At 71.4% G+C, this 15,002-nt stretch carries 11 protein-coding genes; 7 read left to right on the top strand and 4 right to left on the bottom strand.

Annotated features, from left to right (window positions below):
• Positions 1 to 93: 93 nt before the first annotated feature.
• Positions 94 to 567 carry a carboxymuconolactone decarboxylase family protein gene (locus tag AB0F89_RS07915; protein WP_367134067.1) on the top strand — a complete coding sequence of 158 codons (474 nt, stop codon included), beginning with the start codon at positions 94 to 96 and terminating at the stop codon, positions 565 to 567.
• A 49-nt stretch (positions 568 to 616) separates the two neighbouring features.
• On the opposite strand, the gene AB0F89_RS07910 is transcribed toward AB0F89_RS07915, so the two are convergent.
• The 4 genes from AB0F89_RS07910 to pdhA form a co-directional block, all read right to left on the bottom strand.
• Positions 617 to 1,522 (bottom strand): MerR family transcriptional regulator, encoded by a 906-nt coding sequence (locus AB0F89_RS07910; RefSeq protein WP_367134065.1) that lies wholly within the window; start codon positions 1,520 to 1,522, stop codon positions 617 to 619.
• A gap of 187 nt (positions 1,523 to 1,709) precedes the next feature.
• Positions 1,710 to 3,098 carry a dihydrolipoamide acetyltransferase family protein gene (locus tag AB0F89_RS07905; RefSeq protein WP_367134063.1) on the bottom strand — a complete coding sequence of 463 codons (1,389 nt, stop codon included), beginning with the start codon at positions 3,096 to 3,098 and terminating at the stop codon, positions 1,710 to 1,712.
• 10 nt (positions 3,099 to 3,108) lie between these two features.
• Positions 3,109 to 4,137: an alpha-ketoacid dehydrogenase subunit beta gene (locus tag AB0F89_RS07900; protein ID WP_367134061.1), complete on the bottom strand. Its 1,029-nt coding sequence runs from the start codon at positions 4,135 to 4,137 to the stop codon at positions 3,109 to 3,111.
• Positions 4,137 to 5,330, bottom strand: a complete 1,194-nt coding sequence (pdhA, locus tag AB0F89_RS07895) for a pyruvate dehydrogenase (acetyl-transferring) E1 component subunit alpha (RefSeq protein WP_367134059.1) — start codon at positions 5,328 to 5,330, stop codon at positions 4,137 to 4,139. The genes AB0F89_RS07900 and pdhA overlap by 1 nt, the downstream gene beginning before the upstream one ends.
• A 456-nt stretch (positions 5,331 to 5,786) precedes the next feature.
• Here pdhA and AB0F89_RS07890 point away from each other — a divergent pair, with 456 nt between their 5' ends.
• The 6 genes from AB0F89_RS07890 (at position 5,787) to AB0F89_RS07865 (ending at position 14,948) form a co-directional block, all read left to right on the top strand.
• On the top strand, positions 5,787 to 7,226 hold the full coding sequence (locus AB0F89_RS07890) for a M20/M25/M40 family metallo-hydrolase (protein WP_367138766.1): 1,440 nt from the start codon (positions 5,787 to 5,789) through the stop codon (positions 7,224 to 7,226).
• Positions 7,227 to 7,399: 173 nt separating this feature from the next.
• A complete protein-coding gene (locus tag AB0F89_RS07885; RefSeq protein WP_367134057.1) occupies positions 7,400 to 10,081 on the top strand; it encodes a glucosidase in 2,682 nt (893 codons plus the stop codon).
• 156 nt (positions 10,082 to 10,237) lie between these two features.
• A complete protein-coding gene (locus AB0F89_RS07880) occupies positions 10,238 to 11,056 on the top strand; it encodes a transporter substrate-binding domain-containing protein (RefSeq protein ID WP_367134055.1) in 819 nt (272 codons plus the stop codon).
• Between the two features lie 72 nt (positions 11,057 to 11,128).
• Positions 11,129 to 11,953 carry an amino acid ABC transporter permease gene (locus tag AB0F89_RS07875; RefSeq protein WP_367134053.1) on the top strand — a complete coding sequence of 275 codons (825 nt, stop codon included), beginning with the start codon at positions 11,129 to 11,131 and terminating at the stop codon, positions 11,951 to 11,953.
• Positions 11,950 to 12,714, top strand: a complete 765-nt coding sequence (locus AB0F89_RS07870; protein ID WP_367134051.1) for an amino acid ABC transporter ATP-binding protein — start codon at positions 11,950 to 11,952, stop codon at positions 12,712 to 12,714. Before AB0F89_RS07875 ends, AB0F89_RS07870 begins: the two co-directional genes overlap by 4 nt.
• A gap of 53 nt (positions 12,715 to 12,767) precedes the next feature.
• Entirely contained in the window at positions 12,768 to 14,948 is a 2,181-nt protein-coding gene (locus AB0F89_RS07865; RefSeq protein WP_367134049.1) for a hypothetical protein, read from the top strand.
• Positions 14,949 to 15,002: the final 54 nt, after the last annotated feature.

Genomic DNA, 15,002 nt, shown 5'->3' with positions numbered 1-15,002 from the left:
CGGGGGACCCCGTCCGGCGCTTCGGGCGTGTCACAGGTCGTCGGGTTAGTTCGTCCTTGGTCCGCAACCACTGACGACGGCTAGGAGCGCACTGTGGACGCACGCCTGAACGTGTTCGCCGAGTCGGTCTCGGCGAAGGTCATGAGGCACTTCATCGCCGCCAACAAGGCGGTGCACGACTCGGCGCTGCCGACGGCGACGCAGGAGCTGGTCAAGATCCGCGCCAGCCAGGTCAACGGCTGCGGGTACTGCGTGGACATGCACACCAAGGACGCCGCGGCGGCGGGTGAGGTGGTGGGGCGGCTCAACCTCGTGGCGGTTTGGCGGGAGGCCACGGTGTTCACCGAGGCCGAGCGGGCCGCGTTGGAGTTGGCGGAGCAGGGGACGCGGATCGCGGACGCGGCCGGTGGGGTGTCCGACGACGTGTGGGCGAACGCGGCGGAGCACTACGACGAAGAGCAGTTGGCGGCGCTCGTCAGCGTCATCGCCGTGATCAACGCCTTCAACCGGGTGAACGTCCTGGTGCGGCAGCCCGCCGGGGACTACCGGCCGGGGCAGTTCGGGTGATCGCCGCCGGTGGGCGAAGACCTCCGTCGAGGTCTTCGCCCGCCGGTGGTCAGCGGCCGGCTTCGGCCAGCCAGCCGCGTTCGGCGGTGGTGTCGGGGACCGGGGTCTCCCAGCCGTTGACCTTGCCGATCAGCTGCCAGTAGCGCTCCGCCCTCGGGTCGCCGAACTCGACCAGCCGCTGCGACAGCTCCGGGCCGACCGGCACGTCCAGGACCGTCGACCACTTCTCGTTGATCGCGGCGATGATCCCGGCCGCTTCCGGTGAGCGCGGCTCGATGCCCGCGTCCAACGCCTCGCGCACCCGCGCGAACGCGTACTGGAACGCCTCCATCTGCTGCGGCGAGTTCGGCGTCATGTCCGCGCCCTCGGCCCGCATCTCCTCGTGCCGCGCCGACATCCGCCGGATCGACGCCCGGAAGTCCGGGTCGCGCACCAGGTTCGCCAGTTCGATCCACGCCTCCAGCTGCTCGGTCGTCGGGTCGTCCGGCAGCTCGACCCGGACCGACCGCATGTGCTGCTCGAAGGCCGGGTCCAGGTCGAAGCCGCCGAACACCTCGTCGAAGAACTCGTCCAGGATCGCCTGCCGCTCTTCCTCCGACAGCCGCGCCAACTCGTGCACCATCTCCACCTCCCCGTTCCGCGCCACGACCCGCAGCACGGCCCGGCGCAACCGGAGCGTGCGCAGTTGCGCGTCGATGGCCTCCGCGTGCGTCCGGGCCACCTCGGCCACGGACACCTCCCGCGCCAGCACCTGCTGCGCCGTGGGCAGGTCCACGCCCAGGGCGCGCAGGGTCCGCACGAGCTTGAGCCGCGCCAACCCGTCGACGTCGTAGGTGCGGAACCCGCCCGCGGTGCGCCCCGCGACGGGGATCACCCCGGAGTCGGAGTAGAACCGGATCGTCCGCGTGGACAGCCCGGTCATCCGCGCCAGTTCGCCGATCGAGTAGTGCGTCACGGTGACCACCCTGAACTCTCCAGTCACTGGAACTTCAACCGATTAACGCGATCCCCCGGTCGGAGGTCGCGCACGCGGTGCTCGGCCGCGGCCGAAGTGGCTGGAGGTGCGGGTGGACGGGCGGGGGGAAGTCGCCCGGGAACGGGAGCGCCGGGAGCCCGCGCAGGACTCCCGGCGCCTCCGGTGATCAGTAGGTCATCGCCACGCCGGGGTCGGCGAGCAGCGCGCCCACGTCGGCCAGGAACTGCGAGCCCTGCTGGCCGTCGACCACGCGGTGGTCGAAGCTGAGCGCCAGCTGGCACACCTTGCGCGGCACGACCTGGCCGCCCACCACCCACGGCATGTCCCGGATCGCGCCCAGGGCCAGGATGGCCGACTCGCCGGGGTTGATGATCGGGGTGCCGGTGTCGACGCCGAAGACGCCGACGTTGGTGATGGTGAACGTGCCGCCCATCATGTCGGCCGGCGACGTCCTGCCGTCGCGGGCGGTCGTGGCCAGGGCTTCCAGGGCCGCGGCCAGTTCCTTGAGCGACATGCGGTCGGCGTCGCGGACCTTCGGGACCACCAGGCCCCTCGGCGTCGCGGCGGCGATGCCCAGGTGCACGTAGTCCTTGTAGACGATCTCCTGGGCCGCCTCGTCCCACGTCGCGTTGACGTCGGGCGTGCGGCGGGCGGCCAAGACGACGGCCTTGGCGGCGAACGCCAGCGGCGTCAGCTTCACGCCGCGGAACTCCGGCGCGTCCTTCAGGCGCGCCCGCAGCTCCATCATCGGCGTCACGTCGACGGTCAGGAACTCCGTGACGTGCGGCGCGGTGAACGCGCTGTCCACCATCGCCTGCGCGGTCGCCTTGCGGACGCCCTTGATCGGGACTCGACGCTCCCGGGTGCCGCTGTCCACTGTGGACGGCGCGGCGGGTGCGGGGGCGACGGCCTGCTCGACGTCCTCCCTGGTGATCACGCCGCCCGGACCGGAGCCCGCCAGCGCGAACAGGTCGACGCCCAGGTCCTTGGCCAGCTTGCGCACCGGCGGCTTGGCCAGCGGCACGTAGCCGCCGGGGGTGGCCACCGGTTCCGCGACGACCGGGACCGGAGCCGGTGCGGGCGCCGGAGCCGGGGCGACGACCGCCGCCGGAGCCGGAGCGGCGGCGACGGGCGCCGGGGCGTCCTTGCGGGCACGGCGCTTCGCCGCACCCGCCCGGGGCCCGTAGCCGACCAGGGTGGCGATCCGGCCGCCCGGCATCTCCTCGCCGATCTTGCCGTTCGACTCGGCCGGCGGAGCGGACGCGGCGGACGCGGGAGCCGGGGTCGGCGCCGGGGCGGCCGAGCCGGACGGGTCCACGTCGATGGTGATGATCGGGACGCCGACCTCGACCGTCCGGCCGACCTCGGCCAGCAGCTCGGTCACCACGCCGTCCCACGGGCACGGCAGCTCGACGGCGGCCTTGGCGGTCTCGATCTCGACGATGATCTGGTTGACCTTCACCGGGTCGCCCGGCTTGACGTGCCAGGTCAGGATCTCGGCCTCGGTCAGCCCCTCTGCCGTGTCGGGCATGGGGAACTGCTTGAACTGCGGCACAGCTATCCCCTTACCAGGCCAGCGAGCGGTCGACGGCGTGCAGCACCCGGTCGAGGTCGGGGAGGAACTCCTCCTCCAACTTCGACGGCGGGTACGGGGTGTCGAAACCGGTCACCCGCAGCACCGGCGCCTGCAGCGAGTAGAAGCACTCCTGCTGCACCTTGGCCGCGATCTCGCTGGAGATGGAGGACTCGCTGGGCGCCTCGGTCACCACGACCAGCCGGCCGGTGCGCCGCACCGACTCGTACACCGGCGCGAGGTCGAGCGGGGACAGCGAGCGCAGGTCGATCACCTCCAGCGAGCGGCCCTCCTCCTCGGCCGCCGCCGCGGCGTCCAGGGACGTGCGCACCATCGGCCCGTACGTCACGAGCGTGACGTCGCGGCCGGTGCGCAGCGTGCGCGAGGCGAACAGCGGTCCGGGCGAGGCGGTCGTGTCGACCTGGCCCTTCTCGTAGTAGCGCCGCTTGGGCTCGAAGAACAGCACCGGGTCGTCGCAGTCGATCGCCTGCTGGATCATCCAGTAGGCGTCGGCCGGGTTCGAGCACGAGACGACCTTGAGGCCGGCGGTGTGCGCGAAGTACGACTCGGGCGACTCGGAGTGGTGCTCGACCGCGCCGATGCCGCCGCCGAACGGCACCCGGATCACCATGGGCACCTTGAGCCGGCCCTGGGTGCGGAAGTGCAGCTTGGCGACCTGCGACACGATCTGGTCGAAGCCGGGGAAGATGAAGCCGTCGAACTGGATCTCGCACACCGGCCGGTAGCCGCGGATCGCGAGGCCGACGGCGGTGCCGATGATGCCGGACTCGGCCAGCGGGGTGTCCAGCACGCGCTGCTCGCCGAAGTCCTTCTGCAGGCCGTCGGTGATCCGGAAGACGCCGCCGAGCTTGCCGACGTCCTCGCCCATCACGATGACCTTGGGGTTGGCCTCCATCGACGCGCGCAGGCCGTTGTTCAGCGCCTTCGCGATGGTCAGCGTCTGCACCGCGGGCACGCCGGCGTCGTCGGTCGCGGGGCGGTCCATGGTCGGAGCAGCCATCAGTGCTCACCTCCCGCGAACCCGGCGTGGTAGGCCAGGAACTCGTCGCGTTGCGCCTCCAGGACGGGGTTGCCCTCGGCGTAGACCTCGCTGAAGATCCGCCCGGCCGGTGGGTCGGGCAGGGTGACGCAGTACTCCCGCAGCTCGATCGCGATCTGCTCGGCCTCGGCCTCGACGGACTCGAAGAACTCCTGGTCGGCCCACTGCTGCTTGACCAGGTGCACCTTGACCCGCTCGATGGGGTCCTTGAGCTTCCACAGCTCCAGCTCGTCGGACAGCCGGTAGCGCGACGGGTCGTCGGAGGTGGTGTGCGCGTCCATCCGGTAGGTGAACGCCTCGATCAGGATCGGGCCGTTGCCCTGGCGGCACTCCTCCAGCGCCCAGCGGGTGACCGCGAGGGTGGCCAGCACGTCGTTGCCGTCGACCCGGATGCCGGGGAAGCCGTAGCCGCGGGCCCGCTGGTAGAGCGGGAGGCGGGACTGGCGCTCGGTCGGCTCGGAGATGGCCCACTGGTTGTTCTGGCAGAAGAACACCAGCGGCGCGTCGTAGACCGCGGCCCACACGAAGCCCTCGTGCACGTCGCCCTGGCTGGTCGCGCCGTCGCCGAAGAAGCAGATGGTGGCCTCGCCGTCGGCGTCGCCCACCTTGCCGTCGAACTTCTGGCCCATGGCGTAGCCGGCGGCGTTGAGCACCTGGTTGCCGATGACGATCGTGTACGGGTGGAAGCGGTGCTCGACCGGGTCCCACGTGCCCATGTCGGTGCCCCGGAAGATGCCGAGCAGGTCGGTCGGCTTGATCCCGCGGGTCCAGGCGATGCCGTGCTCGCGGTAGCTGGGGAACGCCATGTCCTCCGGCCGCATCGCGCGGCCCGCGCCGATCTGCGCGGCCTCCTGGCCGAGCAGCGGCACCCAGATGCCCAGCTCGCCCTTGCGCTGCAGCGCGTTCGCCTCGCGGTCGACCCGCCGGACCAGGACCATGTCGCGGTACAGCCCGCGCAGCTCCTCGCCGGTGATGTCGATGTCGAAGTCCGGGTGCTGGACGCGCTCGCCCTCGGGGGTGAGCAGCTGCACCAGGTCGGCGCCGCCCTCGTCTGTCGCTCGCAAGCCTGCGATCACCTGTTCCGCTGTCGGTGTGGCAGCAGTGGCCGGCGCGGCATCCGGCCCTGGGTGCGTCCATTCTTCGGGGGACGACATGCGCCTTGTCTCCTCGTCTACGAGGCCGCCCGGTCGCTTGTGACGACACTGCGCGGCTGCACCGCCAGTCGCCGTCGACCCCTGGGTGTCGGGGTTCGGGCAACCGTCGGCGCTGACGGTGTTCTCATCCACATCCTGACATGGCCTCACCCGTCTTGGTGAGCCCCATCCCAGTTCGTAATCTCCGGTACAACGGCCTGACGTGCGGTAACGGTTGGACGGCCTATCTTCGGCCGTCCGAGTAGGGCGTTCGATCACCGAACGCCGTTGTCCCGGTTACCGATCGTTAACCTCCGTTCGTGGTGAATCGGACACGCTGGGTCGACCGGAACTGCCCACGTCGGCCCCGTTGCGTTGGATGGACTACCGACCATCGGCCCGACTGGGCATTTCCACCACGCGAAACCACGGGGTACCCACTCCGCGGGCCCGTTCCGCCTCGCGCCGCGTGACAGGATTCGGGGCGTGGACCGTTCAGCGCTGACCCGTACCGTTCGCGGGCTCTGGGACGACGACATCCTCCCGAGCCTGTCCGCCTTGGTCGCGGTACCCGCGATCTCACCCGTCTTCGACCCCGAGTGGGCCGCGCACGGCCACCTCGCCGACGCCGTGGAGCACGTGCGCGCCTGGCTGGCCGACCGCGACCTGCCCGGCGCCGCCGTCGAGGTGGTCCGACTGCCCGACCGCACGCCGGTGCTGCTGGTCGACGTGCCCGGCACCGAGCCGGGCTCCGGTGCTCGACCCGCTTCCGACACGGTGCTGCTGTACGGCCACCTGGACAAGCAGCCGCCGGTCGGCGGCTGGGGCGACGGGCTCGGGCCGTGGACGCCGGTCGTGCGCGACGGGCGGCTCTACGGCCGCGGCGCGGCGGACGACGGCTACTCGGGTTACGCGGCGATCGCCGCGATCGAGGGCGTCCGGCGGGCGGGCGGCGCGCACGCGCGGTGCGTCGTGCTGCTGGAGACCGGCGAGGAGTCCGGGAGCCCGGACCTGCCCGCGTACCTGGAGCACCTGCGCCCGCGGCTGGGCGACGTGTCGCTGGTGGTGTGCCTGGACTCGGGCGGCAACGACTACGACCGGATGTGGCTGACCACGTCGCTGCGCGGGTTGGCGCAGGTCACGGTCACCGTGCGGGTGCTGGAGAGCGGGCTGCACTCGGGCATGGCGAGCGGGATCGTGCCGTCGTCGTTCCGGATCGCCCGGCAGCTGCTCGACCGGCTGGAGGACTCCGCGACCGGCGAGGTGCTGCTGCGCGAGATGCACGTCGACATCCCGGAGGATCGGGTGGCCGAGGTGCGGGACGCGGTGTCCAGCGCGCCCGGCGTGCTGGTCGGCAGCGTGCCGTGGGCGGCCGGGACCCGGCCGATGGGCGACGACGAGGTCGAGCTGGCGCTCAACGCCGGGTGGCGGCCGACGCTGTCGGTCACCGGCGCGGCCGGGCTGCCGCTGCCGGCGGACGCGGGCAACGTGCTGCGGCCGGCCACGTCGCTGGTGCTGAGCTTCCGGCTGCCGCCGACGGCCGACGCCGAGGTGGCGATGGACGCGGTCCGCGGCGCGTTGACGACCGACGTGCCGTACGGGGCCGTGGTGGAGCTGTCCCGGATCGAGTTCGCGGACGGGTGGAGCGCGCCGGACCTCGCGCCGTGGCTGCGGGAGACGTTGGACCGGGTCGGCGAGGAGGTGTTCGACGCGCCGTGGCGGACCGTGGCGCTCGGCGGCTCGATCCCGTTCATGGGGCTGCTGCACGAGGCGTACCCGGAGGCGCAGTTCCTGGTCACGGGCGCGGTCGGGCCGGACTCGAACTGCCACGTGCCGGACGAGTGGCTGCACCTGGCGCACGCCACCCGGATCACCGAGGCGGTCGCCGTGGTGCTGGACGCGCACTCGCGGCGGTGACCGGCGGACGGCCCGCGCCCGGTCGGCGCCGACACACCGGCGCACCGGCGGACGCGGGCCGTCCACGGAGAGTGACGATCGCGGCCCACTGACAGGGTTTGCAAACACCGGGAAGAGCTGTGACCTAACCGACGGGTAACCGCTTTACTGAACCGATGCCGCACACTGGCCGAGTGAACGAGCACAGCCGGCAAGCCGAGCGGACGCGGTTGGCGGAGTCCGACTCGCCCACCGCACCGTGGCGCCTCTGGGGCCCCTACCTGGCCGGACGCCAGTGGGGGACGGTTCGCGAGGACTACTCGGCCGCCGGAGACGCGTGGACGTCCTTCCCGTTCGACCACGCCCGCTCGCGCGCCTACCGCTGGGGCGAGGACGGCATCGCGGGCATCTGCGACGTGCACGGCTTCCTCAACCTCGGCGTCGCGCTCTGGAACGGCCGGGATCCGATCCTCAAGGAGCGCTACTTCGGGCTCACCAACAACGAGGGCAACCACGGCGAGGACGTCAAAGAGCACTGGTGGGTGACCGACGGCACGCCGACGCACTCGTGGATGCAGGTCGTCTACCGGTACCCGCAGTGCGAGTTCCCCTACGCCGAGCTGCGCGGGATGGCCGAGCGCGCCGGTCGCAACGAGCGCGAGCCCGAGCTGTCCGACACCGGGGCGCTGGACGACAACCGGTTCTTCGACGTGCGGATCAGCTACGCCAAGGCCGGTCCGAAGGACGTCTGCGTCGAGCTGACCGCCACCAACCACGGCCCGGACCCGGCGCCGCTGCACCTGCTGCCCCAGTTCTGGTTCCGCAACACGTGGGCCTGGGGCCGGGACGACCGCCGGCCCGCGCTCACCGCCCGCACGCGGGACGGCTGGCGGCGGGTCACCGCCGAGCACGGCGCGCTGGGCCGCTACACGCTGCACGTCGAGGGCACGCCGACCTTGCTGGTCACCGACAACGAGACCAACGAGGTGGCGCTGTTCGGCGCCGCGCGCAACCCGACCCGGCACACCAAGGACGGCATCGACCGGTACGTCATCGGCCGGGACGCGACGGCGTGCCAGGTCGTCGGCCCGGACGACGCCAGCGAGCCCGGCACGAAGGTCGCCGCCTGGTACTCGTTCGACCCGGTCGAGCCGGGCGAGTCGGTCACCGTCCGGCTGCGGCTGGTGGAGGGCGACGGGCACCTCGACGCGTTCGGCCCGAGCTTCCAGGACACCGTCGACCAGCGCCGGGCCGAGGCCGACGAGTTCCACCACACCGACCTGGACCCCAAGCGGGCCGCCGTGGTGCGGCGGGCGCTGGCGGGCCTGATGTGGACCAAGCAGCACTACCGCTTCCGCACCCGGGACTGGCTGGACGGCGACCCGGCGCAGCCCGCCGCCCCCACGTCGCGCCGGGGCATGCACGCCCGCAACACGCACTGGCGGCACTTCGACGTGGCCGACGTGATCTCCATGCCGGACGAGTGGGAGTACCCCTGGTTCGCCGCGTGGGACCTCGCGTTCCACACCGTGCCGTTCGCGAAGGTCGACCCGGCGTTCGCCAAGGAGCAGCTGCTCCTGCTGTGCCGCGAGTGGCTGATGCACCCGAACGGCCAGCTGCCCGCCTACGAGTGGGAGTTCGGCGACGTCAACCCGCCGGTGCACGCCTGGGCGGCGTTGCAGGTGTACCGGTCCGAGGAGGTCAAGGACCGCAGGTTCCTGGCCAAGGTCTTCCACAAGCTGCTGCTGAACTTCTCCTGGTGGGTCAACCGCAAGGACGCCGACGGCAGCTACCTGTTCGAGGGCGGCTTCCTCGGCATGGACAACATCGGCCCGGTGAACCGGTCGGAGCCGATGCTCGGCCAGTGGCGGCTGGAGCAGTCCGACGCCACGTCGTGGATGGCGGCCTACAGCCTGCACCTGATGCAGATCGCGCTGGAGCTGGCCCGGCACGACGAGTCGTACGAGGACGTGGCCACGAAGTTCGTGGAGCACTTCCTGAGCATCGCCGAGGCGTCCACCCAGTTCGGTTCCGGCGGGCGCGGCATCTGGGACGAGACGGACGGCTTCTGCTACGACGTGGTGTCGCGGCGGCTGCCGGACGGGCACGTGGAGTCGAAGCCGGTCCGGGTGCGCTCGATGGTGGGCCTGATCCCGGTGCTGGCGTGCGCGGTGCTGGAGCCGTGGGTGTTCGAGGAGCTGCCGGAGTTCTCCCGGCGGCTGGAGCACCTGCTGTCCCGGCGGCCGGAGCTGCAGCGGTTCCTCAGCCGCAGCGGCGGCGGGGCGCTGCTCAGCCTGCTGGACGAGCGCAAGCTGCGGCGGGTGCTGAGCCGGATGCTGGACGAGGGCGAGTTCCTGTCGCCGCACGGCATCCGCAGCCTGTCGGCGGCCCACCGCGAGGGCCTGGAGGTGCAGGTCGCCGACCAGGAGCACCGGATGGGCTACGAGCCGGGCGAGTCGCGGACGCCGATGTTCGGCGGCAACTCGAACTGGCGCGGACCGGTCTGGTTCCCGACGAACGCGCTGCTCGTGGAGGCCCTGCGGACGATCGAGGAGTTCCACGGCGGGAGGTTCCACGTGGAACTTCCCACTCGCAGCCAGCGCCACGTGACGGCCGGCCGGGCGGCGGACGAGCTGGTCAGGCGGCTGGTCTCGCTGTTCATGCCCGACCACGACGGCCGCAGGCCGGCGGACGGCAAGCGGATCGAGTCGACCGACTCGCCGCTGTGGCGCGAGCACGTCACCTTCAGCGAGTACTTCGACGGCGACACCGGCGAGGGCCTGGGCGCGACGCACCAGACCGGGTGGACGGCGCTGGTGGCGAGCTTGCTGACGGATCGTCGCCAAACCGGCGCTCTCGGTGAATCAATTGTGTGATTAAAGCCAACCGGCTGAATAATTTGCCGCCGCCCAGGTCCTGTGACGCAAGATTCATGCGCTCCGAAGCTCTGTAACACCCGCGTGCTGTGCACCGCGTCACCCAAGTGGCAGTATGCCGTGCACTCGACCGACACAGTTACGAGGAGTGACACCGTGGCCCGTCGTACCAGGCACGCTGCGCTCGCCCTGTTCCCCGTGCTCGCCTTGGCGGCCACGATGACGGCGTGCGCGACCAAGGTCAACACCGGCTCGCAGGACAACGGGTCGGGCATCTCCCTGGTCCAGAGCGGCAAGCTGGTCACCTGCACCCACCTGTCCTACAAGCCCTTCCAGTTCTCCGAGGGCGACAAGACCGTCGGCTTCGACGTCGACCTGGTCGACCTGGTGGCGGCCGAGCTGGGTGTCACCCAGGAAATCTTCGACACGCCGTTCGAGACCATCACCTCCGGTGAGGTCTTCAACACCGGCAAGTGCGACCTGGCCGCGGCCGGCATGACGATCAAGCCCGACCGCGCCGAGGTCATCGACTTCTCCGAGCCCTACTTCGACGCGTCGCAGGCGCTGCTGGTGAAGAAGGACTCGCCGGTCAAGTCCCTGGACGACCTGAAGGACAAGCGGATCGGCGTCCAGCTGGAGACCACCGGCGAGATCTACGCCAACGAGAACGCGGCGAAGCACGGCTACACCGTCGTGCAGTTCGAGGACCTGCCGCTGATGGAGACCGCCGTGCGCACCGGCGCGGTGGACGCGGCCATCAACGACAACGGCGTGCTGCTGGACTACGTCAAGGAGTTCCCGGACACCGCCGTGGTCGCGGAGTTCGACACGCAGGAGAAGTACGGCATCGGCATGAAGAAGGGCAACACCGCCCTCAAGGCCAAGGTCGACGAGGTCCTGAAGAAGGCCAAGGACAGCGGCAAGTACGACGAGGTCTACGAGAAGTGGTTCGGCAAGAAGCCCGAGTCGAAGTAAGCGGCTGACCACGGGGCCGGTGCTCTGGCACCGGCCCCGTGCCTCGTCCACCCCACCCACGAGGTAATCCACATGGCACTCTCCAAGCGACAGCGGGCCAAGGCGTTCCGCGTCGGCCAGTACGCGCTGCTGGTCGTGGTCGCCGTCGTCCTGGCGTTCGTCGCCGACTGGGCCGAGATCCAGCGCAGCTTCTTCAACCTGGAGATCGCCGCGGAGATGTTCCCCGCCGCCATCACCGTGGCGCTGAAGAACACCCTGGTCTACACCGCGCTCGGCTTCGCGTTCGGACTGGCGCTGGGCCTGGTGCTGGCGCTGATGAAGCTGTCCTCGGTCGCGCCGTACCGGTGGCTGGCCACCATCTACATCGAGTTCTTCCGCGGTGTGCCGGCGCTGCTGGTGTTCATCGCGCTGAGCTTCGGCGTGCCGCTGGCGTTCGGCCTGCAGTTCGACATCTACTCGACGGTGATGCTGGCGCTGGGCATCGTCGGCGCGGCCTACATGGCCGAGACGATCCGCGCGGGCATCCAGGCGGTGCCGAAGGGCCAGATCGAGGCGGCCCGGTCGCTGGGCATGTCGCAGGGGCGCACGCTGCTGACCGTGGTGATCCCGCAGGCGTTCCGGATCATCCTGCCGCCGTTGACCAACGAGCTGATCCTGCTCACCAAGGACTCGTCGCTGATCTACATCATCGGCCTGGCGCGCGACCAGTACGAGCTGACCAAGTTCGGCCGCGAGACGCTGAGCCGGTCGCCGTCGCTGACCCCGATCCTGGTGGTCGGCCTGTGCTACTTGATCATCACGTTGCCGCTCGGCCAGCTGTCGAGGCACCTGGAGCGGCGCACCGGCGGCAAGAAGATCAGCACGCCGGAATCGACCGGGGTGGGGGTGTCGGCGTGAGCGACGTCGTGGTGGAGGTCACCGGGCTGAAGAAGTCGTTCGGCCCCCTGGAGGTGCTGAAGGGCATCGACCTGTCGGTCAACCGCGGTGACGTGGTGTGCATCATCGGGCCGTCCGGCTCGGGCAAGTCCACGATGCTGCGCTGCGTGAACCTGCTGGAGGAGCCGAGTGGCGGCAGGATCGTGGTGCACGGCGTCGAGCTGACCGACCCGGACGTCGACATCGACCGGGCCCGCGCCAAGATCGGCATGGTGTTCCAGTCGTTCAACCTGTTCTCGCACCTCAGCGTGCTGAACAACCTGACCGTCGCGCAGCGCAAGGTGCTCAAGCGGGACGCGAACCAGGCGCAGGAGGTCGCGCTGCGCAACCTGGAGCGGGTCGGGCTGTCGGACAAGGTGAACGCCATGCCCTCGCAGCTCTCCGGCGGCCAGCAGCAGCGCGTGGCGATCGCCAGGGCGCTGTCGATGGACCCGGACGTGATGCTGTTCGACGAGCCGACGTCCGCGCTCGACCCGGAGCTGGTCGGCGACGTGCTCGGGGTGATGCGGCAGCTGGCCGACGAGGGCATGACGATGCTCGTGGTGACGCACGAGATGCAGTTCGCCCGCGAGGTGGCCGACCGGGTGCTGTTCATGGACGGCGGCTACGTGGTCGAGGAGGGGCCCGCCGAGCAGGTCATCGGCGCGCCGCGGCACGAGCGCACGCAGTCGTTCCTGGCCCGCGTGCTCGACCCGACGCACCAGGGGCCCGCCGGGGGCTGATCCCGTCGGGGTCCGCTTGCCAAGGCGCCGGTCGAGCCAGCATTGTCGATCACATGACGGAGGCGGGGGCGCGCGGGCTGGACGTGTTCGACCCCAGCCCGCCGCGCTCCGCCCGGATGGCCGCGGCCGAGGTGCTGCGCGGTGTCGGCGAGCCGGACGGGACGTGGCGGTTGCCGCGGCGGCGGGCCGGGATGCCGCCGGTGGTGCGGGTGGCGGACCGGTTCCTGACCGGCGTGCTCGACCTGCGCGCGGTGGAGTTCCCCTACCTGCTGGAGTTCGTGCGCTGCCGGTTCGAGGAGCCACCGGACCTGCGGCAGGGCAAGCTGGCCGGGATCGAGTTCGCCGACTGCTGGTTGCCCGGCCTGTCGGCGCGGAACCTGAGCAGCGCCAACGAGGTCTCGCTGGCGGGCAGCGCGGTCGAGGGCCTGGTGGACCTGGTCGACGCGGACGTGGCCGGGTCGCTGTCGCTGCGGGACAGCTCGTTGCGGGTGCCGGACGGCATCGCGCTGCACGCCGACCGGTTGAAGGTGGCGGGCGGGTTGCTCGCGCAGCGGGTCCGGGTCGCCGGTGAGCTGCGGATGGCGGGCGCGCACGTCGGCGGGTACTGCAACTTCACCGGCGGGCTGCTGGACAACCCGGGCGGCCACTCGGTCAACGGCACCGGTCTGCACGTGGGCGGCAACCTGCTGATGACCGGCTGCGCGCTGCGCGGCACCGTGCTGCTCGCGGGCGCGCGGGTCGACTCGGCGCTGACCCTGCGCGGCGCGACCGCGTCCGACGGCCGGCCGGACGACGACGCGCTCGACCCGCACTCGGACCCGAACGCCACCCTCGTGCTCGACCGCATCGCGGTGGACGGCGACGTGCAGCTGGACCGGGGCTTCCGCAGCGCGGGCGCGGTCCGGATGGTCAACGCCACGCTCGGCGGCACGCTGTCGCTGTCCGGCGGCGAGTTCGACGCGCTGGGCGAGCCGGACGGCGAGCCGACGGGCTACGGGCGCGCGTTGGCGACCGACACCGCCGAGCCCACGGGGTTCGGGCGCGCGCTGCACCTGGACGGCACGAGCGTCGGCGGGGACATCATCGGCCGCCAGGCGACCGTGCGCGGCCAACTGCGGATGGTGGACCTGCAGGTCAGGGGCAGCCTCATCCTGGACGGGTCCGCGCTGGAGAACCCGCGGGCGGACGCCGTGCTGGGCAACCGGTCCCGGATCGGCAGCAACCTGGCCGCCCGCGAGGTGGAGGTGACCGGCGGGCTGGAGCTGCGCGGCGTGCACGTCGGCGCGAACCTGGACCTGCGCGGCAGCCGGATCACCCGGCCCGGCCGGTACCGGCACCAGCCGGCGGGCAAGCCGTCGCTGGACGTCGGCGGCGCGGTCATCGGGCGCGACCTCATCTGCGCGCGCGGCGCGAAGGAGTTCGTCGCGCACGGCGGCGTGCGGGCCAGGCGGGCGCAGGTCGGCCGGATGGCCACGTTCGCGGGCGCGGTGCTCGGCGACAAGCTGGACGCGCACGCGCTGAACCTGCTCGGCATGCAGGTGCAGGAGCTGGTGGTGACCGCGATCAGCCCGCCGCGCGGTGACGTGACGCTGCGGCAGGTGCGCTGCACGGTGCTGGACGACAACGAGCACTTCTGGGGCGCCACCGGCCGGATCGACCTGGAGGAGTTCCGCTACGACTCGCTGCGCCACCCCATCGACCTGCGCGACGACGGCGAGGTCGAGCGGCGGCTGCGCTGGCTGCGGCAGGCGATGCGGCGCTCGTACCGGCCCGGGCCGTACGACCAGTTCGCGGCGATGCTGCGGGCGGGCGGCAACGACGAGCACGCGGCGACCGTGCTGGTGGAGAAGCAGCGGCTGCGGTACCGGGCGGTCGCCGAGGGCAGGCGCTGGCTCGGGCCGCTGGTGCTGGTGTGGAGCTGGCTGCAGCGGGCGATGGTGGGCTACGGCTACCGCCCGGCCCGCGCGCTGGCGTGGCTGGTGGTGACGTGGCTGCTGGGCAGCGCGTACTTCGCCGCCGGGCCGGAGCTGTCGGAGATCAACGAGCAGGACCGGCTGACCTGGAACCCGTGGCTGTTCACCATCGACCTGGTGGTGCCGATCGTCGACTTCGGCAACAAGAACCGCTGGCACACGCCGGGCGGCGCGCAGTGGATCGCGTCCGGGCTGATCGTGATGGGCTGGATCCTGGCGACCACGGTCGCGGCGGGCGTGACGCGGACGTTGAAGAGGTGACCATCCCCGGTCGTTGCGGTTGCCGCGGGAGCCGGGCGGGGGTGACCTAGGGTG

The sequence above is a fragment of the Saccharothrix sp. HUAS TT1 genome (assembly GCF_040744945.1).
Taxonomy (GTDB): domain Bacteria; phylum Actinomycetota; class Actinomycetes; order Mycobacteriales; family Pseudonocardiaceae; genus Actinosynnema.
This window is presented reverse-complemented; position numbering and strand designations above follow the sequence as displayed.